Consider the following 25,370-nt stretch of genomic DNA (forward strand, 5'->3'; position numbering starts at 1 on the left):
CTATGCCCGGGCAGCGGCCGGAGATGCCGGGCCGCTGCAAGCGCAGCGCGTCCTGCTGCTGGGCGCCGCGGACGCCGAGCGGCGCGACCTCGCGCCGGCCCTGGAAGCCGCGCGGGCAACCGCGCTCGGCGTCTATACGGCGCGGGATCTGACCAATCTGCCCGGCAATTATCTCGGGCCGGATGATCTGGCCCGCGCGGCGCAGGACTTGGCCGCGCGCTATGGGCTGGCTTGCACGGTGCTGGACGAAGTCGGTATCCGCGAGCATGGGATGGGCGGGCTGGCTGCCGTGAGCCAGGGCAGCGAGCTGCCTCCCCGGATGATCGCAGTCCGCTACGATGGGGCTCCTGACCGGGGTGGCGAGGTACTGGGGCTGGTCGGCAAGGGCATCACCTTCGACACGGGCGGGATATCGCTCAAGAAGCCGGACGGTATGGAGGAGATGATCAGCGATATGGGCGGAGCCGCTGTCCTGCTCGGTCTGATCCATGTGCTGGGTGCGTTGAAGCCTAAGGTCAATGTCGTCATCGTCATCCCCGCGGCAGAAAACATGCCATCGGGGGGAGCATTCAAGCCGGGTGACGTCATTACGATGATGGACGGCCAGACCGTAGAGGTGCTGAACACTGATGCGGAGGGCCGCATCGTACTGGCGGATGGGGTGCTGTATGCCAAGCAGCTCGGGGCTACGAAGCTGATCGACATCGCCACCTTGACCGGAGCGGTGCTGGTCAGCCTGGCTGACATCGCGACGGCGGCGGTCGGTAACGACGAGCCGCTGCTGCAGGAGGTGCTTGCAAGCTCGCGCGAGGCGAATGAGAAGCTGTGGCCGCTGCCGAATTATCCGGAGTACCGGGACATGCTGAAGAGCCGTGTAGCGGATATCAAGAATGCCACGAGCCGCGACCGGTGGGCCGGCTGCATAACGGGCGGGCTGTTCGTCGGTTATTTCGCCGGAGATACGCCATGGGTCCATCTCGATACGGGCGGGACGGCTTGGCTCTGGAATGAACGGGGAACAGAGCCGCTCGGGGGCACGGGAACGATGGTGCGTACGCTGGCGAAGCTGGTGAGCCGTGCTGGCGGCCGATGATCGGATAAGCTGCCGGAGACGGAAGTGACACTTGCACGGATGTAAAAAAAACAGAAGGTTCGGCCGGCTTATACCGGTCGGACCTTCTGCTGATGAATTCGAAGCAGCGGGGCTGCTTAGCGTGACATAACGTTAAGGGAAAGTGGGTGGAGCTTAGGCATGGAGGCGTTTGTCGCCACCAACTTGCATAAGACCGGCCATGCGCTGGATAGCTGCCTGCTCCAGAGCCTGCAGTGGAACAACAAAGCGGGCAACCTGGCTAGTGGCGATGGCTAGGCTGGAAGTCCGTGCTGCCACCTGATCCAGATCAATCCCGACCCACCCGGATTTTCGCGGATGCGGGAGCAGATCGAACGGTAGAATCGAAAGCGAGGTATGTGGAGACTCCTCGCCGGGCTCTCCCGCTTCCACCGGCTCTTCCCGGCTTAGCGTATCGAGGTGAAAGTAAAGCTTGGCTCCGCGCTTCCAGCGGACGAAGCCCGGTGTGAAGGTGATCGTCAAGAGGCCGTTCTCACCGCTGTTGCGAGTAAGGAGCTGAACCTTCTTCAAGTGCCGGCGGCGGATATATTGGTTCTGCTCCGGATTGGGCAGCCATAACACGATCAGAATAGGTAAGGCGCTAGCGACATACAGGCAAACCGGCGATTCGAACAGGATGGAGCAGCCTAAGAATACGGCGAACAAGGTAATCCATAAGACCAACAACCAGATTTTCATTTTGGACATGATGGTGAAATCCTCCAGAAGTACCGACGCTGAAACCAACGTCAGATCAAGTTTTGAATGTGCGCTAATCGCGTACGCCTAGCTAGGAAGCTTTTCTTCATATTATCATATCGCCCGTTCTCATGAAAGAAGAGGCAGAAGTTGGAGATTATCAATTTTTTATTAAGTTATGCGGGATGATGGAGGAGAAGCTGATGCAAGCAAGGGTTGCAATCATAGGTCTGGGCGATATCGCCCAAAAAGTATATATGCCACTGCTCGCCTCGGACGTGCATGTGGATATCGTCGGCCTGTACAGCCGCACCCCCGCTACCGTAGAACGGATCGGGGCTCAGTACCGGGTTGCCGGGAGATACGAGTCCGTAGGAGAGCTGCTCCGCCGGGAGCGTCCCGATATCGCCTTCGTCCATAGCCCGACGCCAACGCATGAAGCTATCGTGGCGGAATGTCTGGAGGCTGGCGTTCATGTGTATGTAGACAAGCCGCTCTCCTATGAGATAGAGGCTTCCGAGCGGATGGCTGCTTACGCTGCCGAGAAGCAGCTGCTGCTGGCGGTTGGATTCAACCGCAGATTTGCCCCGCTTTACGTGGATGCGAAGCGCAGACTACAAGAGGCCGGAGGCTTTGACATGGTCTCGGTCATCAAGCATCGCAGCAGGCAGCAGCCCTGCCCGGCCAAGCAAACGCTGTATGATGATCTGATCCATATGCTGGATCTGCTGCTCTGGCTTGGCGGGGATGAGGCAGAGGTCGCTTCCTATACGGAGATGACGGATGAAGCGGGCAAGCTTGTGCTCGGCTCAGGTGCGCTTCATTGGACCGGCGGGAGCCGCGCTGATGCGGCGGGACAGTTTGCGATGAGCCGCCGTGCAGGTGCCGATCTGGAGAAGCTGGAGCTGCATGGAAACGGCTGCTCGGTCGAAGTCGTCAATCTGGAGCGGGCGGTCTGGATGGAGCGCAGCGCGCCGCCCCAGGAGCTTTCATTCGGCAGTTGGGATACGATTCTGCAGCGAAGGGGCTTTGCTGGTATCGTTAGGCATGTCCTGGATTCGCTGGCTGACCCTCAGCTCTGCACGGTCAGGGCTGACCTGACGCTGCCGGTTCACCGCCTGATTGAGAAGCTGCATGCTGGTCAGTAGCAGAGGGGGCGCCTGTTGATAGTCAGGCAACTGCCGTCATCTATAGGTGTTGTAGCCTGATGGGTAGCAGGTGGCGGGTTGATAACGGCCTGGTGTGGGATAACAGGATGGGTTTTAGGAAGGGGAGAGCTTGCTCCTTCCGGCTATAGGATTTCTAAGGAAAAAAGACTGCCGGATGGCAGTCTTTTTTCTGTTTGTCTGCTCTGGTTTCGCTGAATCGGAAAGCACGGATCGCCTGCTCAAGAAGAATCGGATTCGGGTCGATACGGAATACGGAGGGATCTGGGAGGGGGAGGGGCATGGTTGGCCCAGTAAGCAAAGAGCTCTTCTTCCTAACTATGTGTTATATTTATGTTATGTTTTGGTTTCGGAACGAAAGAAATGACATTTTTGGCGATTCTAAACCGTATAAAAGCGGAATAAAAATAAATTGTGTAAGGATTATTGACATAATCGGTTCTCATGTCATAGAATATGTACATGAGTTGAGAGGGTGGCGAAAGCGAAACCTAAGCTTAGATTACGAAGTGGAAGGTAAGCGGGCTCCTCGAATCACTATTTCAGGTAAAGTGAGGGTGAAGGCTATGGAATTGGGAATGAATGCGATTTGGGTCATGCTTGGTGCTATTCTCGTTATTTTCATGCAAAGCGGGTTCGTGATGTTGGAGGCTGGGTCTACCCGGATGAAAAATGCGGGTCACATCGCCGGTAAAACGATTGTGGCACTCGGTATCGTCACCTTGGTGTTCTGGGCAGTCGGGTATGCACTGATCTTCGGCACGCAAGGCAACTCGCTGATCGGCTGGGGGGAATACTTCGGATTCGATGTGAAGAATGTTCCTGATGGCAGCACGGTAGCTCCGACGGTCATGTTTATCTTCCAATTGGCTTTCGCTGCGATCTCGATGGCTGTGGCCTTCGGCGGCTTTGCCGAGAGAGCTAAGCTATCTGCTTATCTGATCTTCGCTATTCTGTTCTCGGTTGTCGTGTATCCGGTCATCGCACATTGGATCTGGGGAGGCGGCTGGCTGGCCGAGCACGGCAAGCAAGACTTTGCAGGCTCGACGGTCGTTCACTTGACAGGCGCTATGGCAGCACTTGCCGCCACTATCCTGCTTAAGCCCCGTCTTGGCAAATATAATAAAAACGGCACGCCTAACGACATGCCGGGTCATAACCAAGTATTCACAACGCTGGGCGTTATGCTGCTGTGGGTAGGCTGGTTCGGATTTAACGCAGGCAGTACGATTACAGTCGGCGATGGCAGCTTCTTCGGCTTCGTCGCGATCAACACCCAGCTCGCTGCAGCTGCGGGTGCGGTGGCTGCCTTCTTGATCGCTTGGGCGGTCAACGGCAAAGCAGATATCGGCGTTATGCTCAATGGTGCGCTGGCCGGTCTCGTTGCCATCACAGCGTCTTGCGCCTTCGTCGAATCGTGGGCTGCGATTGTCATCGGTCTGATTGCAGGTGTGGTAGTATTCCTCAGCATGCGGATGTTCGAGAAATTGCGTATTGACGATCCGATCTATGCCTTGTCTGCCCACGGTACGGCGGGTGTATGGGGAACGTTGTCCAACGGGATCTTCGCAACGCCTGAGCTGGCTGAGAAGGTTGGCGTAGGTAAAGCAGGCTTGCTCTACGGCGGCGGCTTCGAGCAACTGGGTGTTCAAGCTATGGGTGTAGTTGTTTGTGGAGCTTTTGCTTTCTTGGCTTCCTACATTATCCTGGCGATTATGAAGGCTGTTATGGGACTGCGTGTAACGGAAGAGGAAGAAACAATCGGTCTCGACTTGAGCGAGCACGGCTCGTACGGCTATCCGGAGCACCTGAAGGCAGCTCAAGCCGAAGCACGTGGCACGGTAGGTGCACAGCAAACGATATAAGTTAGGCTGAATGATTCGGGTAAAAAATAGGATCTGTTGATGTCTCCTCCGGGACGTCGACAGGTCCTATTTTTACGGGACGGACTTGACTATTTCTTGACTATGATACATGATGTATCAAAAATGGCAGGGAGAATTCATTTTGACAAAAAAACGTGTAATTGAAATTGACATCCTGCGAGGGATCAGTATTTCACTTGTCGTTATGGCGCATACTCAAGTTCCCGATCTGTTGAATGATGTGCTGCGAACCTTTCGAATGCCGTTGTTCTTCGTGCTGTCCGGTTATTTATTTAATGTCACCAAATATTATGCAGGTTTCGGGCAATGGTTGAAAACCCGTGTCATCAGCCTGCTGCTCCCTTACTTTACAGCTTGCTTCGTCTTCTACGCCCTGTGGTATGTGAGAGAACAGATAGGGGAAAGCGGCGGGATTCGTCCTGATTCTCTATTTATGGGTATCTTCATCGGCAACGGAGATGCCCTTACTTTTAATACGCCGCTCTGGTTTTTGGTTTGCTTGTTTGGTGCGGAACTGATTTTCTTATGTGGCTGGAAGCTGGTTTTTAACCGGGGGCTGATGGCGCAGGCGGGTTTGTTTTTCCTGTTAGCTCTGGCTGGTTATGGAGTCAGCAGTCTGATTCATCTGCCTTGGAGTCTGGATGTGGCTCTGGTTGCTCAGGTATTTATGTTTGTAGGGTATAAACTCAAGGAAGCGGGCTTGTTCCGCTCCTATCGTTTCCCGTTGCCGCTGCTGACTGTGTTCGCGATCCTGTTCGGTCTGGGGCTTCTGAATGACGAAATGATCGACATGAACCACCGGAAATACGGTAATATTCTGTTGTTTCTGGCCGGTGGGCTGGCGGGTAGTTTTTTGCTGATGCAGCTCGTATATTGGATTAAGGGATGGACTTGGGTCCGCCGGATATTTAGCGCGCTGGGCAAGGAATCGCTAGTGATTCTTGTTTTCCATATGGGATTCTCGTTTGTCGTGCTGAATAATGTGAACAAGTATATGTTTGCCAACAACCTCCGACTGGATTGGATTTCCTATACGATCTGGGGCATAGGGTTTTCGTATGTAATCGGACTGATCATCAATAAAATTCCCGTTGTCCGGTTTTTATTCAAAGGAGGACGAGCTGTGCCGGCTGCCGAGTCAGCTTCCCAGGGAGGCCGCAAGCAGGGCTTAACATACGGAAGGACTTCCGATAAGAAAGCTATGTAACGGAAAGCTGGATAGGTCGGACCAGAGAGACTCTGCAGGTACAGGGTCTTTTTGTCTATAACGAGCAGGTTGTTCACTTCGCGCCCGGTTGGCCGTTACCCGTTGCTTGCAGATGGAATTGCCGCTGAACTCGGCGTAGGGCGGAAGTAGATCATGTGATTCGGTCTATAAGGCAGAGGCGGTCCGGCTGATCCTGCGCTATCTGTGTCTCTGTGATTAAGGGGCTTGTTGCCGGGAAGGCTGCCTACGCCGAGCGGCAAGATCGAGTTGTCTCGAAGACGGCGGAGCGGGGGGCTTGGGATAATCTAAGGCGAGCTGGTCCTGGTACGTAAGCCCCTCCCAAGTCTATGTCTGTAAGGGGATACGGTGCTAATCGCGCCTATGGATAAGGCTTTAGTCCTTGCTTCCGTTCGTGATAACGAAGTCTTATATCTAGGCATCAAGCCGGTTTTCAAACGACAGGACAGCGCTTATTCTAGGAGAGGCGCCTTCGGCGCTATGACACCTACGAAGAAGCGGAGCGACAACTAATGATCAGACTGACCAAGCAAATAAGTATACTCACAGCGTGCTGGGCCCTGCTGCTGGGCTTTTGGGCTATGCCGGCGGAGGCGCAGTCGCAGTTCTTCCGGGACGTACCCGGACACTGGGCGGAGCAAGCTGTTTACAAAATGGTTCAGCAAGGGCTGCTGGACGGCTTTCCTGACGGTACGTTTCGTCCCGACGATCCGGTTACGGCGGATCAATTCGTCAAGATTTTGCTGCTATCGTTTTCCCAGCTGCATCCGAATGGGGAGCGGAGCTGGACGGCGGCTTTCATCGATTCACTCAGCCCGGCCAATCAAAGCCTGATCCGGCAGGATTATCGTAATTTTTCCTTCCAGCCAAGTCTGGTCGGTTACTGGGCCAAGCCTTATATGGATCTGGCGGGCGATCTTCAGTTTATTGACAAAAGCCAATTCTCCGACTATAAAGCCAAGCTCAAGCGCGAGGATGTAGCGGAGATGATCTATTATACGCTGAAGGAAACGGAATACCTGGAGGATGAAATGAGCAGCCTGGCGACCGCCCGGCGCTTCGGGGATTTTCAGAGTGTTCCTGCCCGCAAGCAGAAATTCATCGGCGAAGTGATGACAAAGGGTATTATGGAAGGCTATCCGAACGGCTACTTCGGGGTCGGCCGGGAGGTCACGAGAGCGGAGGCGCTGCTGATTCTGGACCGGCTGCAGAATAAGGCGGCGCGCATCTCGGTGCCGGCAGCGGGACAGCCCTATGTCAAGGTAGTCCCGACCAAGGATGGGAGCTATAAGAAGCTCGTATTCCCTGACGAGAAAATGCTTCAGGCCTATGGCCTCATGGAGGCGGCAGGCAAGCTGAGGGGAACCAATTATGACCTGGAAGAAACGGTGCTGAGGATGTACAAGGATGCGGATGCGAAGGCGTTAGCACTGAAAAGCACGACAGAGGCTGGGAAAAACGGCAACGAAGCCTCCTTGTGGCTGGAGCCGCAATTTCAGGCGTATGGCGTGACGGTGCGGCTGGAGGAGGGTGTTCTGGCGCGCAATCTCGAAAGCATCCGCAAGTTTACGGACTTCGTGTTCGGTTACGACGCGGATACCTTCTGCCGGTTGTTCACTGCTTCCTACGCCAAGGCGTTAAAAGGAGAGGCTGTTGTGCAGGAGACGGTCCAGATCGGTCGCTTTTCCGTAGAAGTCCGCCTTCAAGCGGACGGGAAGGCTCTGGTGTTTTCCGTTACCGGATAGGTTACATAGCCTAGCAAGAGGGAAGGCCACTCATCGGGGATGGGCGGCTTTTTTCTGTCGGATGAGCTGGGTGGGAGAGATAGGCCGGGAGTTAAACAATGGATGAGTAGAGGAGTACGGTAAAATATTGACATACCGACGGTCGGTATGTTACTTTGAATGCATATACAAACGCTATGCTAATTATCTGACACGGAGGGGTTGGATTGATGGGCAAGACGGTGATGATTTTTATAGGCGTGCTGGCAGTGCTGGTCGTTCTCTATGCGGGCATCCAGTATGGACTATACCCTTCGTATTACGCGGGGCTTGTCCGAGAGAAGCTGAGGCAGGCTGATTTCAACTTATGCCCTGGATGGCAGTGTTGTATATTCACATCGTGACTGCCTGTGTGGCTATTGTGACAGGCTGGATTCCCTGGTTCCGCAAGCCCTCTGGCGGGAGATCGACGCTTCGCCACCGGCGGCTAGGCGTGATTTACGCGGCATCCGTGCTGCTTAGCGGGGGGGGGCTAGCATTTACTTGTCTCTCATGGCTAGCGGGGGCTGGATCGCCCGGACCGGGTTTCTGACTATGGACATCGGTTGGCTGGCGACGACCTGGCTCGGTGTGCTGGCGATCCTGCGGGGCAGGGTCCGGGAGCATCGGGGCTGGATGCTGCGCAGTTATGCGTTTACCCTGGCGGCTGTTACGCTGCGGCTGTATCAATTCCCGCTGATGCTGCTGTTCGCGGGACAGTTCGAACCGGGTTATCGAGTGGTGGCCTGGCTCTGCTGGGTACCGAATCTGCTGATTGCCGAATGGGTAGCGCGAAGGCAACATCTAACATGAAGATTGAACGGCGAATACATACTGTTCCATCTAATAAGAAGGGAAGTTATTCATGAAGATGCGCAATTATGTTTTGTTTGCTTTGCTGATCAACGGGCTGGCCCCTTGGGGCATCTACGTCTGGCTATCCTTGTATACCAGCAGCCTGACGGCTTTGATGGTCGCAACGCTGGTGCCTCTGGTTGATAACCTTGTGCATGTGCTCAAGCACAGGAAGCTGGATGCGTTCGGCGGCATTATGCTATTCTCTTTCCTGCTGACGCTGGGGCTGGCGGCTGGGGGCGGCAGCGAGGAGCTGCTCTTGATTAGAGAGTCGTTCGTGACCGGGTCGATCGGACTGATTTTTCTCATTTCTCTGGCGAATCAGCGTCCCATTATGTTTTATCTCGCTTTACGGTTTCTAGGGCGGACCGATTTCTCGGATAACTGGCGCTACCCTTACTTTCGCTATGTGATGCGATTGATGACGCTGGTATGGGGAGTTGTGCTCGTAGCGGAATCGGCGGTCCGTATCGTCATGGTTTACCGGCTTACAACTGCACAGTTTCTGGCGCTCTCGAATGTGGTGCTGTATGGCTTTGTGGGCGCCGCTATCCTCTGGACAGTGCTGTACCGGCGGAAATCCGCAGGACGTTTGGAACGGATGAAGCTGCAAGACAACGATCAAGTGCTGGGGGGATGAACGTGGATATTCAGAAGCTGGCGAAAGAAGACTTGAAGCAAACGACCGGTTTGTACCGGGCTGTGACGAGTGAGCTGCGCGGGAGAGGTATTCGCCAGTGGGGCATTTTTTATCCGAACCGGTTTATCTTGGCGCGGGACTTGGCGACCGGTGCATTGTACGGGCTCAAGGAGGAGGGGCTAGTCTTGGGAGCTGTCGTCATCGACCGCAAGCAGGCGAAGAGCTATAATGGGGTAAGCTGGCAGGATGCGGAGGGCACGCCGGCGGTCATTCACCGTCTGGCCGTTCATCCCCGCCGGCAGGGGCAAGGATTAGGTGGGAAGCTGCTGCGATTTGCGGAAGCTGAGGCTGAGGGGCGAGGGTGTACGAGCGTACGTCTGGACGTCTATGCAGCTAACGAAGCGGCGCTGGGCATGTATGAGCGCAAGGGCTATGTCAGGCGGGGTGAGATCAGCTATCCATTACGAGATATAGCTTACTATTGCTACGAAAAATGCCTGCGGGCTTGAATCACCGAAGGAGGGGCTATGACAGACTTGAATCCGATTTCCCCGAGCTTTCAGCTCATCCTGGATACGGCGGAGCAATTGATTGGGGAGAAGGGCTGCCGCCAGACGACGCTCCAGGACATTATCGACCGCACGGGGCTGTCGAAGGGAGCTATCTACCATTATGTATCGGGCAAGGACGAATTGTTCGGTCTGATTCTGAAGACCAAGATGCAGACGATGAACGAGAAGTTCAATGGAGTCGTAGGAGACGCGGCACCGCGCGAAGCTGCCGGGCCGATCCGTTTTATCATGGAAGGGATGGCGAGTCAAACCGGGGACCAGCATGTCAGCAATAAAATTTTTACATACCTGCTCAGCCAGATTGAAAATCCGAAGGTGGCGGCGGTGCTGCAGGGAGTATATGAGTATTCGATCCAGACGGCCCATCAATGGATCTCGGTGGGCCAGCAGGCTGGTGCTATTCCGCCGGAGGTCGATGCAGTGAAGATGGCCGAGCTGTTCATGGTGTTCACCTACGGGCTGCGCGTGCAGAGTGTGATTTTGAAGGATGAGGAGCGTCAGTTCGGCTGGGAAGACGTGTACAAGCTGATTTCCCGGTCGCTGCTGTAGACGGTGTGTTTTGTGAAAGAGCAATGTTCACATAAGGAGAGAGGCAGATGGAAACAAACCGTGATCAATCCAATCGATTAAACTCCGCGAATCGGGAGGAAGCCCGCAAGCTGCTGGAGCAGAACCCAGATATTGTGTTCCAGGAAAGGCTGCGGCTGGATATTTCCGAAGACGCGGCCGAGTTCTGGCTGAAATTTACGGCGGAGTGGGGCGGGGCGCTCTATTTGCTGGATGAGACAAATAAGAAGCGGTTCGAACATGGTTTGTTGGACGAGCAGTCCTATGAAGGATTACGGCGAACGTATAGGCTTGGATTGATAACGCTCAGCGAGCTGCACGACCGGTTGAAGGCATGGAAAGAGCAGGGAATGCAGGATGGCAGCTTTGTGTACAGCATGAGCTCGATCGATTGCTTTCTTATCCCCGGTTATCTGGATGACTTTAGCCGGGTGCATGAAGCGGGTAGTGATGCGTGCCGGTATTGGATTGATGCGATCCGGAATGGACTATCTGTGAAGGTGCCTATTGAGCAGGCGGTCGGAGCCATTCATGCGATGGTGAGTGAATACATCCTCCGCCTGCATATTTATGCCGCAGGGCGGTAGTTTCCTGCTAGCTAATATAGGCATGCCGCAAACCCTATCCCGGAACTTCCGGAGATAGGGTATTTGCGTTGCCGATGCCAGCTAGTTGTTCCGCTCGTGAAAGGCTTGCTGGATGCTGTCGACGATGTTGGCTACGAACTCGTTAATTGGGGCAAGCTCGTCGAGTAGTGTACCCGATTGCGTGGGGGTAGGCATAGGTATGGACTCAGCATCAGGGGTGCGATCTAGCTGGCTGGAGTGAACCGGAGAATCGCCAGGCGTAGGTGTCGGCTGCTCGTTCATGTTCATATCATCCTTTTCTGCATGTATAGACGTCGTGTTCTATGAGTACCATACCCGTCCCAGCAGGATTTTACTCGATAGGTCCTTTTATGAGAGAATATAGGGATGGGATTAATAGTAAGGAAACCATGAAGGACATCGAGGAGTCGAATATCCATGAGAAATCGTATCGTGATGATTGTCATTGTGCTGCTTGTTTTTTTCGGGCTGAATGCCTATATTGCGTGGAACGGCTACCGCTATTGGCAGGTCGCGCTCCCTGGTGCGCCTGATCTCGTATACGGGATCATCTATGCGGTCCTGGCCTTCGCTTATCTGGCTGCGATGCTCCTGCATCGGGCCCTGCCTTACTGGCTGTACAAGCCGCTGAAGACCGTCGGGTCCTACGGCCTGGGCGTTGTTTTCTACGGGCTCTTGCTGACGCCGATCGCACATCTGGTAGGCTGGCTGATGGTGAAGGCGGGTCTGGCGTCGGATCAGGCGATCCTGATTGCAGGCTCCGTCGAACTCGCCGTGCTGGTCTTCCTGTTCCTGAAGGGCTCGTGGAATGCCTGGAATCCGATTATCCGCCGGTATGATCTGGAGGTTGCCAAGCGGGCTGGGGGCCGCGAGGAGCTGCGGATTGTCGTAGCCTCGGACCTTCATCTGGGTACGACGATCGGCAAGCGCCATATCGCTAAGCTGACCAAGCGCGTCGCTGAACTGTCGCCGGATCTGGTCCTGCTGCCCGGCGATGTGCTGGATGACAGCTTTGAGCCATTCGTCCGCGAGGGCATGGCGGAGGAAATGGGTAAGCTGAAGGCTCCGCTGGGCGTCTACGCCGTGCTGGGCAATCACGAGTATATCGGCGGTCATATCGCCGACTATGTCGCACAGATGCGAGAGATCGGCATCGATGTACTGCTGGATCGTGTTGAGCTGGTGGATGGAAGCATCTACATCGCAGGACGCAAGGATCATGCTGTCGAACGGTTCGTGGGCGAGGGCCGAATCCCCGTAGGGGAGCTGCTGGCCGAGGCTGACCAGACCAAGCCTATCATCCTGTTGGACCATCAGCCGCATAAGCTGGGAGCTGCTATGGAAGCGGGCGTTGACCTCATGTTGTCCGGGCATACCCACAGGGGGCAGATGATGCCGAACCATTGGATCACCCGGCGTCTGTTCGAGCTGGACTGGGGTTACTTACGCAAGGGCGCGATGCATGCCGTCGTATCCTCAGGCTTCGGCTTCTGGGGGCCACCGATCCGCCTGGGAAGCCGCTCCGAGGTGCTGGATATCCGGATTGCGTTCCGCGGATAGCGGGAGCGGGGCACCGCCTTTTGTATGGGGGTTATCGCCTGGGGAAACCGAAGGGTTTCGCCAGGTGGTAACCCCCTCGCTATTTATATATGCTTCCCGGCCTGTGCTGCTGCATGGGGCGGATGTTCCTGGTTCGGAAATGTTGTTGAATCCTATCAGATTTTCCCATATGATGAATCTGTTAAGTATCTTCACACCAACCATTCGACATCAAGCAGGGAGCTGGTCCTAGTGCTGGTTTTTAAAGAGATGCTGCTGCAAGTTCTCTTGGTTGTGATGCCGTTGTTTCTGCTGGAGCTGTACCCTTGCCGGAACAAGACGCCTGAGAGGCTGTATGACCGGCTGGCCGCTTATTGTGCAGTTTCCATGGTCATTTGCGTTGTATTCGCATTGAAGTTCAATTATGAAATATCGTTCGACATGCGCGTTCTTCCTTATATCGTAGCGGCTCTATACAGCAGCAGACAAAGTGCGGTTTTTATCACGCTGCTGTACATGGGTATGCGTCTCATGACGATGGGGCCAAGCTCGGGGTTCCTCATTTTCCTGATAGCCAATCTCGTTATGATCTCAGTCTTGTTCTTGTTCAGGCGCAGGTTCCGGGTGACTTCTGTAAGCGGTCGCATGGGGATCGCGGTGTTCATCATAGTCATCAGCTGTGTGATGCAGGTTGTCGGCTTGCTGAGCTGGTGGGAGCTGGCTGGAATCCCTGTACAGGCATGGAAAGGTTTCTTTGCCTTTGTCGGCTTGTTCAGTCTGTTGAAGGTAGTAGCTATTGGAATGATGGTTTATCTGGTCGAAAACATCATGGAAAAAAGACGTCTGCAGCAGCAGGTGCGGGATATATCGGGGCGTTATGCGGATCAGGCGCATAAGCTGCAGCAGCTGGTCGACGGGGCGCCGATCGCCTTTGTCGCGATTGATCGAGAGGGGGTCATCTCAGTAGTCAATGACGAGGCGCTGCGTCACTTTCCGCGGCATAGCAAACAGCAGCTTATAGGAAAATATCATCAGCAAATTGCCGATTTTTATGGGTTTGATATCAAGCAAACGTATCTCCATGAGGCGATCCGTGGACATGAAGTTCGTTCCAGGCTGTGTGATCACGAGAGCGGAACCTATGTGATCAGTGCTTACCCGCTTTACACCTCTGAAGGTGTGTTTGACGGAGCGGTATCCATTATTACCGATATTACCGAGCTGGCCCGGCTCAGGAAAGAAGTCGGCCATATGGAGGGGCTGAGCCTGGTCGGACGGATGGCGGCCAGTATCACGCATGAAATCCGCAATCCGATGGCCGTGATCCGCGGCTTCGTCCAATTGATGCGGGAGAGGCCCGGCGCTGCCTCCGAGGTTTATCTGGCCGTGATTCAGGAGGAGCTGGACCGCGCCAACGGCATCATCGACGACTTCTTGTCTCTCGCACAGAACCGGGTTGTGGAACGCAAGGATACCGACTTGCACTTGCTGCTGAACAAGCTCCAGCCGTTATTTATGGCCGAGGCCAACATGCGGGGCCATACGCTGCACTACCGGCTGGCGGATTCGCTTACGCTGTTGTCCTTGAACGAGAAAGAGATGAAGCAGCTGCTTCTCAATCTCGTGCGCAACGGGATGGAGGCCATGGAACAGAGCGGAGTTCTTACGGTGGAAACGAGGGAGACGCCGGATGCGGTGGAGGTGCTCATCGGCGACACGGGACCCGGAATGTCCGAGGAGGTGCGAGAGCAATTGTTCAAGCCGTTCTTCACCACCAAGCAGGGTGGGACAGGGTTGGGTCTGGCTGTATGCTGCAGTATCGCGGAGCGTCACGAGGGGACGATCCGCGTGGAATCGGAGCCTGGAGCGGGGACGATTTTCACGGTCCGTTTCAGCAAGACGGCACAGAGCCTTACAGCAGCGGCACGTTCAGCTCTTTGAATCTGCGGGTGAAGTCAACCCGGAGCTGCTGCTTCTCACCCGGCTGCAGGAAGGCGGCCTCCACCCCGTTCATGATCAGTGCCGCCAGCTCGCGCAGGGTGAATTGGAATTTTTCTGCGATGGTCCTGTATTCCCGGGTGATGGTGGTCGAGGAGACGACAGGATTATCCGTATTGATCGTAAGCAGCAGCCCTTGCTCGAAGTACCGCTTGATCGGATAAGCTTCCCAGCCGGAGACGGCTTTCGTCTGAATATTGCTGATCGGGCAGAGCTCCAGTGGCACATGACGCTCGCGGATCAGATCCAGGACTTCCGGGTTCTCCTGGAGTCGCACCCCGTGTCCGATTCGGACGGCGCCCAGCTGGGTGATGGCCTCGTAGATGTTCTCCGGTCCGGCTGCTTCGCCTGCATGGATCGTGACGGGAATGCCGTGCTGGCGTGCCCGTGTGAATGTATCGCGGAACAGCTCCGCTGGATACGAAGCCTCATCCCCCGCCAGATCGACGGCGACAACTCCCCGGCCCAGATAACGGGCTGCTGCATCGATAACCTCGCGATTGACTTCCGGGGGGTGATTTCGCATGCAGATGACGATGGCCCGGGCCTTGACCTTGAACCGGGCTTCGCCCTGCTTCAACCCTTCGGTCACGAAATGCAGCGCGTCATCCAGGGAAAGACCTTGCCCCCGGTGCAGCTGTGGCGCGAAGCGCACCTCGATATATCCGCAGCGCTGGTCCGCAGCCTGCTCCACAACCTCGTAAGCGACCCTCGTCAAGGCGGCTCCGGTCTGCAGGAATTGTCCGGTAAAGTTGAACTTGCTCAAATACTCCTTCAAGCTTCCGCAAGCATCTGTCACCTGCATGTAGGGGCGCAAGGCTTCCTCGCCCGTCACGGGAAGTGCAATGCCTTGTTCCCGGGCGAGCTCCAGAGCCGTCTCGGGCTTCACACAGCCGTCCAGATGCAGGTGAAGATCAACCTTCGGCAGTTGGTTCAGCAAATTCCAATCGGTGTTCGCGGTCATAAGGGTGGCCTCCTTTTTTGCTTGAAGCTGCTTGAGTATATAAAGAAATAGACATTCGAATCGAATGTCTATTGGCACAAACTGCCCGGATGCGATGAATCATGCAGGGGAAAGAATCGGGCTTGCCGCGCCAGCGCCGACCGAGGTGGGGGGGAGAGTCTCGGGCGCCGGGTGGAAGCGGCAATCGATTTTTTTATCATCTTAGCATTGTGTCAAATTAATGTCAATAAATATAACAAAAATTTGGCGGATTCTTGATGAAATGGCCTCTTTCATTTACACGTGGTCCGGTTTGATGTTATATTCTAACGTATATAGCGGAAATCCAGCTAATTTATGTTATGTATATGTTAGATGTTGAAAGGGGTCACTGAATGATGAAGGTGGCAGTCGGGCAGAGTTTAGTCAATTACCCGTCGATGGATGGGCGATTGTTTACTGATAAAAGTGAGTCCGCAAGACTTATGAAGCAGCCTGCGGAGGACGAGGGGGTTGCGGAAGAGCTGCTTAGGGGAAGCGGGCTGCTCCAGAAGCAGCGCAGGCTGATTCAGCTTGTGCTGCGGGGACAGGAGGAGCCTGCGTTTTTCCAGAGACTGATGGATATTATCGAAACGCCTTTCGCAGTTGTAGGTCCAAGGCGCGAGCTGCTGTTCAACGCCATCTCCTGCCGGGACGAGGACTTGCTGAAGGGATGGCCCTGGCAAGCGGTCGTCCGCCGGCTGCAGATGCAGAGCGGGGAGTGGCTGCGCGTTCCCTTTGCGTGGAAGGACGGGGGCATCGGCTTTGTGGTGTATTACTGTCAGGGGGAGGAGCTGCCGCGCGACGAAGAAGGATTATTCGTACAAGCCGCAGAAGCCGCAGCCCATCATCTGAATATGTTGCGGTTGACGGAAGCGGGCCGTACGCCCCAGGCAGACCTGGGCGAGCTGTTAGCACGCTATATTCGCCGTGAAGTGACGGAAGGCGTCCTGACCGTACAGATGGAGACCGCCGGTATCCATGTGCTGCGGGGAACGTTCCAGTGCATGCTGACACAGGCCGCTGCAGACGGGGAAGGCGATGGGGCTGGATTTCCCGGCACGGCAGAGCTGATCCGGGCGCTGGAGAGCTGTCCGGCTTTGGGCGAGCTGGAGCTTGTTCATCTTGCGGTTGGAGACGCGGTGCTTACGATCTGCGGCGCCCAGCATTTCGTGGACTCCGGCAGGCTGGTTCAGATTGCGATAGACGCGCTGCAGCGGATGGAGGATCAGGAGCTTAGACCGAAGCTGCGGATTTCCGTGAGCGGCAGAAAGACGCGGAGCGCCTTTCTCCGTCAGGCGTATGAGGAATGCACGGATGCGTTCCGCCTTGCGCAGCAGCTCGGGACCCGGGAGCAGGTCATCCGATTCGATTCCGTGGACCTGGCTTACGTATTCCGGCATGTGCCCGTTCAGGAGATGCGGGGATACGGCGAGGAGGTGCTGGAGGCTTTGCTCGCCAAGGAACCTGAGTATGCGCATGAGATGATGCGGACGCTGGAGGCTTACCTCCTGTGCGACGGGCAGATTCATGAAGCGGCCAAGCGGCTGTTCGTGCACCGTAATACCGTGGCTTACCGGCTGGAGAAGATCAGCGATATCCTGGATGTGGATTTCAAGCGGATAGACGATCTGCTGCGGCTGAAGCTGGCCTTCATGTTCCGCCGGATCGCGGATGAAGACTCGGCCACGTAAGGGCAGTTTGAACAGGCGTCTGCATCGGCCTTGGGAATTCATCCGCCTGCTTCCTGGCAGACGTTGCAACAAGAGATTTTGGCGCCAGTACAAATAACCGCAAGCTCGGCCGGATTCCGGTTTCGGAGCTTGCGGTTTATTGGACTATATACGGAGCAGACGGGTGCAGACTCAGGCTACCTGCTTGGGCTCCAGCGGGTTACCCGGTGATGCAGGCACCGCCCGCTTCCGGAAGACGATGATCACGATGGAGCACAGGATCAGGCAGGTCGCGCCGCACAGCATAAAGGCCCCGCCTGCGCCGAAGCGGTCGGCAGCAAGCCCGGCTAAGAAATTCCCCAGCGGCGTCGATCCGGCGAATACAAGTGAGTAGACACTCATCACGCGGGCCCGGTATTCGTCCTTGGCATGCATCTGCAGCGTCGAGTTGCTGTTAGTCGCGAACAGGATCGTGAAGACGCCCGTTACCGCCAGACAAGCGCCGGCCGCCACGGGAGATCGCATCAGCCCGATCAGGATCAGGAAAATCGACAGCAGGATCGAGCTGATGAGGATCAGCCTGCGCCGTGGGCCCCGCTTGCTGAGGAAGGACATCGTCAGCGCTCCGAAGAAAGAACCAAGGCCAATGCATGACATCAGAATGCCGTACGTCTGCTCCTGCAGATGCAGGTCATGCTTGGTCAGCACCGGAATCAGGATGCTGAAGTTATAAGCCATCGTTCCGACAATGGTGACGAGCAGCAGCGTCTGTGTCAGCAGCCGGTCGCCGGCGATATACACGATGCCGTCCTTGATCTCCTTCAGAAAGCCGGAGCCTTGCCGCTTCTCCCGTACGTACGGGGTTGTCTGTATGCGAGTCAGGCCGTAGATCACGGCGATGAAGCTGAGTCCGTTCAGCAGGAAGCACCAGCCTGCTCCGAGTAGAGCCATCATCAGTGCGCCGAACGCAGGACCGAGAATCCGGGCCAGGTTGAAGGTAGCCGAATTCAGCGTAATGGCATTCATCAGGTCATCCTTGCCGACAATTTCGATATTAAAGGCTTGCCGGGTTGGCATATCGAACGTATTCGTAATCCCGAGCAGCAGAGCGAGCACCATGACGTAGCCATACCGTACCGTGTCGGTAAAGACGAGCAGCGACAGCGTCAGGGCGAGGCACATCGACACCGTCTGGGTGACGATCAGAATACGCTTCTTGGGATATTTGTCGATGATGACGCCCGCGAACAGGGAGAACAGGGTGAACGGCAGAAATTGAACGGTGCCGATCAGCCCGAGCAGCAGCGGAGAGCCAGTCAGCGTAAGCACCAGCCAAGCTTGCCCGATATTTTGCATCCAGGTGCCGATCAGCGAAATACACTGGCCGAACCAGAAGTAGCGGTAATTCCGGTGGGTCAGCGCGTGAAAGTTGTTGTGGACCAGCCGTTCGCCGGCAAGCCTGAGGTTCATGAGGACTCACCGTCCTTGGGCCTTGGAGCCCTCGTTGATGAAGCTGCGTCGTCCCGGATGGGCGAGCCTTCCTTGGCGAAGCGGGCCGCATTCTCCCCCATCCGCTCGAGCAGGGTCCAGGCGAGCTCCTTCTCTTCGTCGGAGAACCCGTCGGTCAATAGGCTTCGCCAGTCGATCAGCACGCTGCGGACTTCATCCTTGATACCAAGAGCCTTGGTTGTCAGGAATACCCGATAAAACCGCTTGTCGTCATCCCGCACCTGACGTGTGACATAGCCTTGCTCCTCCAGCTTTTTCAGCGCCTTGGCGGTCGTTCCCTTATCGATCAGCAAGTACTCGGCCAGCTCTTCTTGACTGAGTCCGTCGGCCTTGTACAGCGCGTTGAGGAAGATATATTGGCCTCTGCCGATTTCGTGCTCCCTCAGCCGGTCGGCAATATACATGTGCCCGTACCGGTACAGCAGCGAAATCAGTCTGGGGATCGTATATTTATGTTCGGCCATACGTATCCTCTTCTCTTGTAATTAGTTGCAATTGCTACTAAAATTGATTATACGAAGCAGGCGAAACGAAAGCAACCTTTTTTCCAAAGTTTGGTTGCCAAAGTTGTCGTCATTTTGTAATATTATTTTAAGCTTATTTTAATAATAGTAGATTATTCTAATAGTATAGGTAAGAATAGAACAAAGATAGAATAGGACGGTGTTAGGGATGAAAGTTTTTGTTACGTTTCAGAACAAAGAGGTCCCGGTTTTCGCCGACAGCCTGAATAAGAAGACACTGAAGCTGCTGAAGGCGGCTCTCGACAAAAAGGTGGCAACCGGACGCAATACCCTGCAAAAATGTTTGAAATCTCTGATCAGCATCGAAGTCATCGGCTGTGAAGCCATTTTGCATTCTCTAAATGAAAAAGATTCACTCGCCCTGTCCCTCTACTAGAGGGACTTTTTTTGTAATCCGCGGTATTGGCCGGGGGCCATGCCGTACGCTTCCTTGAACACTCTGTGAAAATAAGAATACCCGCCGAAGCCGCAGGTCTGGGCGATCTGATCGAGCGTCATCGAGGTGTACGTCATCCGCTCCACCGCCGCGGCCAGCCGCAGGCGCAGCGCATAATCCATCATGGAATAACCGAAGCATTCCTTGAACAGATGGACTGCGCGCGATACGCTGAGTCCGGCGTGGTCCGCGGCTTCCTCCACCTTGAAGGTACGCGTGGCATGCTCTTCGATGAAGCGCTTCATCCGCACGGCGGCGAAGGCTCTCCCCGGCTTGGGCGCAGTATCTGTGACGGCCCGGTCGAGACAGAGGCAGAGAGCCCGCAGCAGGTAATCGGTCAGCTCCGACGATTCATTGGCTGCGGTACGGAGGTTTTCCAGCAACAGCTGCTGCCAGAGCGAGATCAGCTTCTCGTCCGGATCGATCCGGCTGAGTGGCGGTTTCTCGCTGCGCTGCCACCACTCGTCGATCCAGCTTCCCTCGCAGTACAGGTAATAATCCCCGCTCGCGACAGGTACCGGCTGGCCGTCCGCTTGGGATTGTTCCTCCATCAGCAGACCGTAGGAGTCGCCGGGCTTGACCAGGATCAGATGCCCGGCCTCGATGGGCAGCCACCGGTGGTCGATATAGGCTTGGCAGCTTCCTTCCGTCTGAAGCCGGAATAAGTAATGGGGGGAACCGTTTTTGTATTGGGAAGTAAACCGATCGGTATGATATGAATATCCGCAGGTTAGCAGGTTGGCACTCATGAATAGTCCTCCTAGTCATAAATCGTAGCCAAATTGTTGATGTTTTCATTATATCGTTTATATGCAAAAAAAACGATTGTTTGTATAGTAGAGGGAGAAACAGCGCATAACATGGAATGATAGATTAAGGAGAGTGGATTTCATGAGAAAAATGGGCATTGGCATTCAGCTGTATACCTTGCGCAACGAGACGGCGGTTGATTTTGAAGGCACGCTTCGCAAGCTGGCTGCACTCGGCTACGAAGGCGTGGAATTTGCAGGCTACGGCGGCATTGCTGCCAGCGATATGAAAGCGCTCTTGGAGGAGCTCAATCTTCAGGTTCCAGGCAGCCACGTCGGTCTGGACCGTCTGCGTAACGATCTGCAAGGCGAGATTGACTACTTGAAGACGATCGGCGGCCAAACGATTATCGTGCCTTGGGCGTCTCCGACGAATGATGAAGAAGGCTGGAAGGCGATCATCGCTGAGCTGCAAACCTTCGGTGCAGAAATCCGCAAGCAAGGTCTGAATTTCGCTTACCACAACCATGAGTTTGAATTCGAAGGCAAAGTCGGCGATTCCCTGATCTTCGACGCTATCTACGAATCGCAGCCTGAGCTGCTGGTTGAGCTGGATGCTTGTTGGGTACACCGCGGAGGACAGGATCCGGTAGCTTACATCCACAAATATGCCGGACGTCTGCCGCTTGTCCACACGAAGGACTACAAGGTGGAGGACGGTAAGACCGTTACGCTGGAGCTTGGCCAAGGTATCGTCGCTTTGGATCAAGTGATCGCAGCCGCATCCGAGGCTGGCGTGCAATGGCTGATCGTCGAGCAGGACAACTGTCAGAATCCGCCGCTGGAAAGCGTGTCGAACAGCCTCAACTGGCTGAAGGAGCATTACCTGCAGCGCGTCTAGTCCGTAGATGGCCGGACCCTGCGAGGGTCCAGGTATACGAATCCAACAGAAACACCGGCGCTCGGTTCGCCGGTCAAACATCCGCATGAATATACTCCGGCAGCCATGCCCTCCGGCAGAGCTGACCGGAGTTGTCGGTGCGGAGCTCCGGCGTTATAACCCGGTTCATTTTAATCATAAGGGAGAGAGAAGATTCATGAGTAAGTTAAAAGTTGCTGTCATCGGATGTGGCTCCATTGCCAAACATCGTCATATCCCGGAGTATGCCCTGCTTCCGCAGGTTGAGCTTGTTGCTTTCTGCGATATCAACGAAGAGCGCGCACGTTCGTATGCGGACCAATACGGTGCCAAGGTATATACGGACTACCGTACACTGCTGGCTGAAGTAAAGCCGGATGCAGTCAGCATCTGCTTGCCGAACGTCCTGCATGCCGAAGCTTCCATCGCGGCTGCCAATGCTGGCGCCCACGTACTGGTTGAGAAACCGATGGCCGTTACAACGGCTGAAGCGGATGCCATGATCCAAGCGGCTGAAGCGAACGGCGTTCAACTGATGGTTGGACATAACCAGCGTCTGATGCCTCCGCACGTGAAGGCGAAGGAAATCCTCGAAAGCGGCAAGCTGGGCAAAGTGTTGACGTTCCGCACATCGTTCGGTCATCCCGGTCCTGAGGGCTGGAGCATCGACGGCCGCGAGAGCTGGTTCTTCCGCAAGCCTGAGGCGGTTATGGGCGCCATGGGCGATCTGGGCGTACATAAATCCGACCTGATCCGCTGGCTGCTTAACGACGAAGTAGCTGACGTAGCAGCGTTCGTCGAAACGCGCCACAAGGAAGGCACGGATGTAGACGACAATGCAACCTGCCTCCTGCGCATGAAGAGTGGAGCGATCGGCACCCTGATTGCGAGCTGGACCTACTACAAAGGTGAAGACAACAGCACGGTGCTCTGGTGCGAGAATGGCGTGATCAAGATCGGTACGCATCCTGAGGATCAAGTTATCGTAGAACTGCGTGACGGTTCGATTGAAAAGCATAAAGTCGGCGGTATCTCGACCAATCAGAAGCAGCTGACCAGCGGCGTGATCCGCGAATTCGTGGAAGGCATCCTGACGGGCACGCCTCCGCGCATTTCCGGCGAAGAAGGCAAGCGTTCCCTGAACGTGATCCTGGCGGCGTTCGAGTCCCAGGAGACGGGTAAAGTCATTTCTCTGTAAGAGATTAAAGTTTAAATAAGAACTGCAGGAAGCTGGCGTTAAGCCGGGTTTCCTGCAGTTTTTTGCATGCCTGCCTATGTTCCATATGCGTGCGGGAGAATCGTGGATAGAGGAAGAAGAGGCTTGGAGGGAGTGCCCTTGGTTGGCTTGAAGTCCATGATCTGGAGAACAATGGATGCTAAGTTGTGCATGGTTTGTGTATAAAGCTGTGCATAACCGTTCGTAATCACGTACCGAATCGGCATGGTTTGGTGAGGGATACACATATTCTAGGCAAGCAATGTGCATAAGTCTGTTGAAAATGTGAATAACATGTGGGTATTGTGGAGGGATTTGTGAGTGAATTGTGGATAATTAAATATATCTGCTCCTATTCGTTTCCCTCGAAGTACCCTTCATCAAGCCTCCCCCCGTAGGGAGCAAGCCATGCATCGGTGAGGGTAAGCAGTTCTACGCAGTTATGCTGCAGATAATACGCCTCTAGAGCCGCTACAAGGCCGCGTCCCGCTGCCGGATCGTATTCGGTTAATTCCCGTATCAGCCACTTGCCTTCCCCGATCCAGCAGCGGTTTACGCGGAGCTTGAACACAGCAAGCCTCTGCGCCAGTTCTGCAGCTACGAACCAGCCTTCCTGACGGTCCCTGGCTCCGGACAGATCGGCGGCCAGTTCGCTGAGCTCATAACGGGCACGGGTCAATTCATAGGTACCCCATGCGGGAGGGCCTGCGGTGAAATCCTGCCGGGCTTCCTCGAGGATGCTGCGGATCTCGGATTGCCCGCATAAGGGAATGCCGAACGCACACATGCGAAGCAGAGAAGGGACCGCGCTATCTATGGCTACGTCGAAGAAGTACCGGTACGACTCGCGGTTGAGCACGAAGGCCTCGATGACCCAGCCGAAGTCCCGGTAGGTTCTCCGGAACGGGGTTTCTTGCGCTTCATCGAAGATGACGAGGTCCACATCCGAGTCCTCTGTAGCTTCGCCATGAGCGGCACTGCCAGCCCATACGGCTCCTTCGCAATGTGGGAAATAGGTCTCGATAAACCGTGCTGCCGCCTCGTGCGCTGAATATCTCATGGTCACCCCCTAGCCTTTGATGGCCCGGATTAAGGCATAACCTAGCTGTGTTTTATGCTGATGAATCAGCTCATCGTGCTGCAGCGAGATTTCCCATAGGGCGGGATCGAAGAAGGCGGATCCGTCCGGGATCTGCTGCAGGTCCGGGTGCTTGATCTGGTCTTCGCCCAGATGCTCTTGGAATAAAGACTGCTCCAGAAGCTCATAGCGAATGAAAGGACTCGCGGTCAGGGCCGCTAGCCAGTCGTCCTCCGTATGCAGACCGTTGAATCCGAAAAATCCGCACAGCTTCTCCCTGGATTCCGCAGACATGCCAGGGAACGCTACGACTTCCCGGTCATAGAGCGTCCCACCCGGGCGAAGCACCCGGCCGTATTCACCCAGGGCGTCGGCAATCGGGGCGAAGCTCGTCACCGATTCGGCCAGAACGACATCGAACGTATCGTTCTCGAACGGAAGAGCGGTAATATCGCCTTGCACCCACTCCACACGTAGCTGCTCGGCGGCCGAGCGCGCCGCAGCCTTGGCCAGCATATCGGGCCTCAGATCAAGTCCCGTAACCTGATAGCCCTGGCGGGTCAGGTGGCAAGCCGTCCGTCCTGTGCCGCAGCCGACCTCCAGAATCCGAGAGCCTTCTGCCAGCGGGTAACGCTCAAGCTGCTCCAGCGTGGCAGCGAACCCGCCTGGATGGGCGCTGCCGATTCCCAGACGGCTCAACATATCCAAATACTGCATCGTTCTCCCCCTTCATCCTACACAGATGTCTATATATTGTATGAACAGCGGGGCAAATGGTTATAGTCGAGTATCACGGGCCGCAGATTTTTAGGGGGTTCGGACAGGCCCGGCATATAGAAAAATCCCCGCGTGCCGGGCGCCAAGCTTCGCTTAGACGCTGACGGAACTGCGGGGATGACGGGCTCAAAAGCAAACGAACGATTCGATTCTCCGTAAATCCAATCCGAAGAAAACCCAGTATCCGAAAGAGCCGACCCCATACCAGCGGAAACCCGAGATCGAATTGGGACCGACAAAGGTCAAGTAGATCCAATATTGCTCCCCGTTCTGCTGCCAGATATAGACGAAACGGAATCTGCACCTGCGTATGCTGCCCGGATCGACGGCGTACAGCTGGGCGGTCTTCTGCGGGATAAAGGACGGAGGGGCCGACTGGGGAGCCCCCGAACCACCGCCCGGCCCCCCGGGCCCGCCGCCAGGCCCTCCGGGAAAGCCGCCCGGTCCGCCAGGCCCTCCAGGGAAGCCGCCTGGTCCGCCAGGCCCTCCGGGAAAGCCGCCCGGTCCGCCAGGCCCTCCAGGGAAGCCGCCTGGTCCGCCAGGCCCTCCAGGAAAGCCACCCGGTCCGCCAGGCCCTCCAGGGAAGCCGCCCGGTCCGCCAGGCCCTCCAGGGAGGCCGCCCGGTCCGCCAGGCCCTCCAGGAAAGCCGCCCGGTCCGCCAGGCCCTCCAGGGAAGCCGCCCGGTCCGCCAGGCATTCCCGGAAACAGCCCGCGCTGCTGGGGAGTTGCATTCGGGTCGAAATCAGTCATGTGATCCTCTCCTCTACGGTAAGATGGTTTAACGCATAGGCACGCGCCCATGACTCCCTAACCAACTATATGTAGGCCCGGAGGAAAGGTGAACAGAAAAAAGAAGAGGCTTGTCAGACTTCACCTCT

At 55.6% G+C, this 25,370-nt stretch carries 26 protein-coding genes; 18 read left to right on the top strand and 8 right to left on the bottom strand.

What is annotated here, in order from left to right; all coding sequences use genetic code 11:
* Positions 1-1,093, top strand: a 1,093-nt coding sequence (locus WMW72_RS30095) for a leucyl aminopeptidase family protein (protein ID WP_341419289.1), incomplete at its 5' end; no start/stop codon positions are given.
* A gap of 153 nt (positions 1,094-1,246) precedes the next feature.
* On the opposite strand, the gene WMW72_RS30100 is transcribed toward WMW72_RS30095, so the two are convergent.
* The gene (locus WMW72_RS30100) at positions 1,247-1,819 is read right to left on the bottom strand and encodes a hypothetical protein (protein WP_341419290.1); all 573 of its coding nucleotides are present in this window, start codon (positions 1,817-1,819) and stop codon (positions 1,247-1,249) included.
* 194 nt (positions 1,820-2,013) lie between these two features.
* On the opposite strand from WMW72_RS30100, the gene WMW72_RS30105 reads away from it, so the two are divergent.
* The 13 genes from WMW72_RS30105 to WMW72_RS30160 all read left to right on the top strand — a co-directional run bounded on the left by WMW72_RS30105 (position 2,014) and on the right by WMW72_RS30160 (position 14,572).
* On the top strand, positions 2,014-2,958 hold the full coding sequence (locus tag WMW72_RS30105) for a Gfo/Idh/MocA family protein (protein WP_341419392.1): 945 nt from the start codon (positions 2,014-2,016) through the stop codon (positions 2,956-2,958).
* A 596-nt stretch (positions 2,959-3,554) separates the two neighbouring features.
* Positions 3,555-4,841 carry an ammonium transporter gene (locus WMW72_RS30110; protein WP_341419291.1) on the top strand — a complete coding sequence of 429 codons (1,287 nt, stop codon included), beginning with the start codon at positions 3,555-3,557 and terminating at the stop codon, positions 4,839-4,841.
* Positions 4,842-4,983: 142 nt separating this feature from the next.
* Positions 4,984-6,069 (top strand): acyltransferase family protein, encoded by a 1,086-nt coding sequence (locus WMW72_RS30115; RefSeq protein WP_341419292.1) that lies wholly within the window; start codon positions 4,984-4,986, stop codon positions 6,067-6,069.
* Positions 6,070-6,599: 530 nt separating this feature from the next.
* Positions 6,600-7,832 carry an S-layer homology domain-containing protein gene (locus tag WMW72_RS30120; protein ID WP_341419293.1) on the top strand — a complete coding sequence of 411 codons (1,233 nt, stop codon included), beginning with the start codon at positions 6,600-6,602 and terminating at the stop codon, positions 7,830-7,832.
* Positions 7,833-8,041: 209 nt separating this feature from the next.
* Positions 8,042-8,215, top strand: coding sequence for a hypothetical protein (locus tag WMW72_RS30125; RefSeq protein ID WP_341419294.1), 174 nt, complete (start codon positions 8,042-8,044; stop codon positions 8,213-8,215).
* Positions 8,188-8,403, top strand: a complete 216-nt coding sequence (locus WMW72_RS35720; RefSeq protein ID WP_423227621.1) for a DUF2306 domain-containing protein — start codon at positions 8,188-8,190, stop codon at positions 8,401-8,403. Before WMW72_RS30125 ends, WMW72_RS35720 begins: the two co-directional genes overlap by 28 nt.
* Positions 8,364-8,663 (top strand): DUF2306 domain-containing protein, encoded by a 300-nt coding sequence (locus WMW72_RS30130; protein ID WP_341419393.1) that lies wholly within the window; start codon positions 8,364-8,366, stop codon positions 8,661-8,663. The genes WMW72_RS35720 and WMW72_RS30130 overlap by 40 nt, the downstream gene beginning before the upstream one ends.
* Before the next feature lie 52 nt (positions 8,664-8,715).
* Positions 8,716-9,345, top strand: a complete 630-nt coding sequence (locus WMW72_RS30135) for a VC0807 family protein (RefSeq protein WP_341419295.1) — start codon at positions 8,716-8,718, stop codon at positions 9,343-9,345.
* A complete protein-coding gene (locus WMW72_RS30140) occupies positions 9,342-9,854 on the top strand; it encodes a GNAT family N-acetyltransferase (RefSeq protein WP_341419296.1) in 513 nt (170 codons plus the stop codon). The genes WMW72_RS30135 and WMW72_RS30140 overlap by 4 nt, the downstream gene beginning before the upstream one ends.
* Before the next feature lie 18 nt (positions 9,855-9,872).
* Positions 9,873-10,466, top strand: a complete 594-nt coding sequence (locus WMW72_RS30145) for a TetR/AcrR family transcriptional regulator (protein WP_341419297.1) — start codon at positions 9,873-9,875, stop codon at positions 10,464-10,466.
* Positions 10,467-10,513: 47 nt separating this feature from the next.
* Complete coding sequence (locus tag WMW72_RS30150; protein WP_341419298.1) at positions 10,514-11,071, top strand: hypothetical protein; 558 nt, start codon at positions 10,514-10,516, stop codon at positions 11,069-11,071.
* Between the two features lie 438 nt (positions 11,072-11,509).
* The gene (locus WMW72_RS30155; protein WP_341419299.1) at positions 11,510-12,652 is read left to right on the top strand and encodes a metallophosphoesterase; all 1,143 of its coding nucleotides are present in this window, start codon (positions 11,510-11,512) and stop codon (positions 12,650-12,652) included.
* Between the two features lie 231 nt (positions 12,653-12,883).
* Entirely contained in the window at positions 12,884-14,572 is a 1,689-nt protein-coding gene (locus WMW72_RS30160) for a two-component system sensor histidine kinase NtrB (protein WP_341419300.1), read from the top strand.
* Here WMW72_RS30160 and add read toward each other — a convergent pair.
* Positions 14,544-15,593: an adenosine deaminase gene (gene add, locus WMW72_RS30165; RefSeq protein ID WP_341419301.1), complete on the bottom strand. Its 1,050-nt coding sequence runs from the start codon at positions 15,591-15,593 to the stop codon at positions 14,544-14,546. The genes WMW72_RS30160 and add overlap by 29 nt on opposite strands.
* Before the next feature lie 374 nt (positions 15,594-15,967).
* Between add and WMW72_RS30170 the strand changes: the two genes are divergently transcribed.
* Entirely contained in the window at positions 15,968-17,305 is a 1,338-nt protein-coding gene (locus WMW72_RS30170; protein WP_341419302.1) for a PucR family transcriptional regulator, read from the top strand.
* Positions 17,306-17,476: 171 nt separating this feature from the next.
* Here WMW72_RS30170 and WMW72_RS30175 read toward each other — a convergent pair whose 3' ends face one another.
* Together WMW72_RS30175 and WMW72_RS30180 are read right to left on the bottom strand one after the other, a co-directional pair.
* On the bottom strand, positions 17,477-18,754 hold the full coding sequence (locus WMW72_RS30175; RefSeq protein ID WP_341419303.1) for an MFS transporter: 1,278 nt from the start codon (positions 18,752-18,754) through the stop codon (positions 17,477-17,479).
* Positions 18,751-19,257: a MarR family winged helix-turn-helix transcriptional regulator gene (locus WMW72_RS30180; protein WP_341419304.1), complete on the bottom strand. Its 507-nt coding sequence runs from the start codon at positions 19,255-19,257 to the stop codon at positions 18,751-18,753. Before WMW72_RS30180 ends, WMW72_RS30175 begins: the two co-directional genes overlap by 4 nt.
* A 208-nt stretch (positions 19,258-19,465) precedes the next feature.
* Between WMW72_RS30180 and WMW72_RS30185 the strand changes: the two genes are divergently transcribed.
* On the top strand, positions 19,466-19,693 hold the full coding sequence (locus WMW72_RS30185) for a 3-dehydroquinate dehydratase (RefSeq protein WP_341419305.1): 228 nt from the start codon (positions 19,466-19,468) through the stop codon (positions 19,691-19,693).
* Here WMW72_RS30185 and WMW72_RS30190 read toward each other — a convergent pair.
* Positions 19,690-20,502 carry a helix-turn-helix domain-containing protein gene (locus WMW72_RS30190; RefSeq protein ID WP_341419306.1) on the bottom strand — a complete coding sequence of 271 codons (813 nt, stop codon included), beginning with the start codon at positions 20,500-20,502 and terminating at the stop codon, positions 19,690-19,692. The genes WMW72_RS30185 and WMW72_RS30190 overlap by 4 nt on opposite strands.
* 142 nt (positions 20,503-20,644) lie before the next feature.
* On the opposite strand from WMW72_RS30190, the gene WMW72_RS30195 reads away from it, so the two are divergent.
* Together WMW72_RS30195 and WMW72_RS30200 are read left to right on the top strand one after the other, a co-directional pair.
* Positions 20,645-21,403 carry a sugar phosphate isomerase/epimerase family protein gene (locus tag WMW72_RS30195; RefSeq protein ID WP_341419307.1) on the top strand — a complete coding sequence of 253 codons (759 nt, stop codon included), beginning with the start codon at positions 20,645-20,647 and terminating at the stop codon, positions 21,401-21,403.
* A gap of 196 nt (positions 21,404-21,599) precedes the next feature.
* Positions 21,600-22,619, top strand: coding sequence for a Gfo/Idh/MocA family protein (locus WMW72_RS30200; protein WP_341419308.1), 1,020 nt, complete (start codon positions 21,600-21,602; stop codon positions 22,617-22,619).
* A 370-nt stretch (positions 22,620-22,989) separates the two neighbouring features.
* On the opposite strand, the gene WMW72_RS30205 is transcribed toward WMW72_RS30200, so the two are convergent.
* The 3 genes from WMW72_RS30205 to WMW72_RS30215 all read right to left on the bottom strand — a co-directional run bounded on the left by WMW72_RS30205 (position 22,990) and on the right by WMW72_RS30215 (position 25,242).
* Positions 22,990-23,697 (bottom strand): nucleotidyltransferase domain-containing protein, encoded by a 708-nt coding sequence (locus WMW72_RS30205; protein WP_341419309.1) that lies wholly within the window; start codon positions 23,695-23,697, stop codon positions 22,990-22,992.
* 9 nt (positions 23,698-23,706) lie between these two features.
* On the bottom strand, positions 23,707-24,432 hold the full coding sequence (locus tag WMW72_RS30210; RefSeq protein ID WP_341419310.1) for a class I SAM-dependent methyltransferase: 726 nt from the start codon (positions 24,430-24,432) through the stop codon (positions 23,707-23,709).
* Positions 24,433-24,618: 186 nt separating this feature from the next.
* A complete protein-coding gene (locus WMW72_RS30215; RefSeq protein WP_341419311.1) occupies positions 24,619-25,242 on the bottom strand; it encodes a hypothetical protein in 624 nt (207 codons plus the stop codon).
* Positions 25,243-25,370: the final 128 nt, after the last annotated feature.

Origin of the sequence: Paenibacillus filicis (assembly GCF_038070315.1) — a bacterium.
GTDB lineage: Bacteria > Bacillota > Bacilli > Paenibacillales > NBRC-103111 > Paenibacillus_G > Paenibacillus_G filicis.

What these genes read in the sequence shown, in the direction of transcription:
- WMW72_RS30145 (WP_341419297.1), top strand. Translation starts at nt 9,873, where the DNA reads ATGACAGACTTGAATCCGATTTCCCCGAGCTTTCAGCTCATCCTGGAT.
- WMW72_RS30135 (WP_341419295.1), top strand. Translation starts at nt 8,716, where the DNA reads ATGAAGATGCGCAATTATGTTTTGTTTGCTTTGCTGATCAACGGGCTG.
- WMW72_RS30185 (WP_341419305.1), top strand. Translation starts at nt 19,466, where the DNA reads ATGAAAGTTTTTGTTACGTTTCAGAACAAAGAGGTCCCGGTTTTCGCC.
- WMW72_RS30175 (WP_341419303.1), bottom strand. Translation starts at nt 18,754, where the DNA reads ATGAACCTCAGGCTTGCCGGCGAACGGCTGGTCCACAACAACTTTCAC.
- WMW72_RS30130 (WP_341419393.1), top strand. Translation starts at nt 8,364, where the DNA reads ATGGCTAGCGGGGGCTGGATCGCCCGGACCGGGTTTCTGACTATGGAC.
- WMW72_RS30120 (WP_341419293.1), top strand. Translation starts at nt 6,600, where the DNA reads ATGATCAGACTGACCAAGCAAATAAGTATACTCACAGCGTGCTGGGCC.
- WMW72_RS30195 (WP_341419307.1), top strand. Translation starts at nt 20,645, where the DNA reads ATGAGAAAAATGGGCATTGGCATTCAGCTGTATACCTTGCGCAACGAG.
- WMW72_RS30200 (WP_341419308.1), top strand. Translation starts at nt 21,600, where the DNA reads ATGAGTAAGTTAAAAGTTGCTGTCATCGGATGTGGCTCCATTGCCAAA.
- WMW72_RS30105 (WP_341419392.1), top strand. Translation starts at nt 2,014, where the DNA reads ATGCAAGCAAGGGTTGCAATCATAGGTCTGGGCGATATCGCCCAAAAA.
- WMW72_RS30100 (WP_341419290.1), bottom strand. Translation starts at nt 1,819, where the DNA reads ATGTCCAAAATGAAAATCTGGTTGTTGGTCTTATGGATTACCTTGTTC.
- WMW72_RS30155 (WP_341419299.1), top strand. Translation starts at nt 11,510, where the DNA reads ATGAGAAATCGTATCGTGATGATTGTCATTGTGCTGCTTGTTTTTTTC.
- WMW72_RS30140 (WP_341419296.1), top strand. Translation starts at nt 9,342, where the DNA reads ATGAACGTGGATATTCAGAAGCTGGCGAAAGAAGACTTGAAGCAAACG.
- WMW72_RS30215 (WP_341419311.1), bottom strand. Translation starts at nt 25,242, where the DNA reads ATGACTGATTTCGACCCGAATGCAACTCCCCAGCAGCGCGGGCTGTTT.
- WMW72_RS30205 (WP_341419309.1), bottom strand. Translation starts at nt 23,697, where the DNA reads ATGAGATATTCAGCGCACGAGGCGGCAGCACGGTTTATCGAGACCTAT.
- WMW72_RS35720 (WP_423227621.1), top strand. Translation starts at nt 8,188, where the DNA reads ATGGCAGTGTTGTATATTCACATCGTGACTGCCTGTGTGGCTATTGTG.
- WMW72_RS30210 (WP_341419310.1), bottom strand. Translation starts at nt 24,432, where the DNA reads ATGCAGTATTTGGATATGTTGAGCCGTCTGGGAATCGGCAGCGCCCAT.
- WMW72_RS30170 (WP_341419302.1), top strand. Translation starts at nt 15,968, where the DNA reads ATGATGAAGGTGGCAGTCGGGCAGAGTTTAGTCAATTACCCGTCGATG.
- WMW72_RS30110 (WP_341419291.1), top strand. Translation starts at nt 3,555, where the DNA reads ATGAATGCGATTTGGGTCATGCTTGGTGCTATTCTCGTTATTTTCATG.
- WMW72_RS30180 (WP_341419304.1), bottom strand. Translation starts at nt 19,257, where the DNA reads ATGGCCGAACATAAATATACGATCCCCAGACTGATTTCGCTGCTGTAC.
- add (WP_341419301.1), bottom strand. Translation starts at nt 15,593, where the DNA reads ATGACCGCGAACACCGATTGGAATTTGCTGAACCAACTGCCGAAGGTT.
- WMW72_RS30125 (WP_341419294.1), top strand. Translation starts at nt 8,042, where the DNA reads ATGGGCAAGACGGTGATGATTTTTATAGGCGTGCTGGCAGTGCTGGTC.
- WMW72_RS30150 (WP_341419298.1), top strand. Translation starts at nt 10,514, where the DNA reads ATGGAAACAAACCGTGATCAATCCAATCGATTAAACTCCGCGAATCGG.
- WMW72_RS30190 (WP_341419306.1), bottom strand. Translation starts at nt 20,502, where the DNA reads ATGAGTGCCAACCTGCTAACCTGCGGATATTCATATCATACCGATCGG.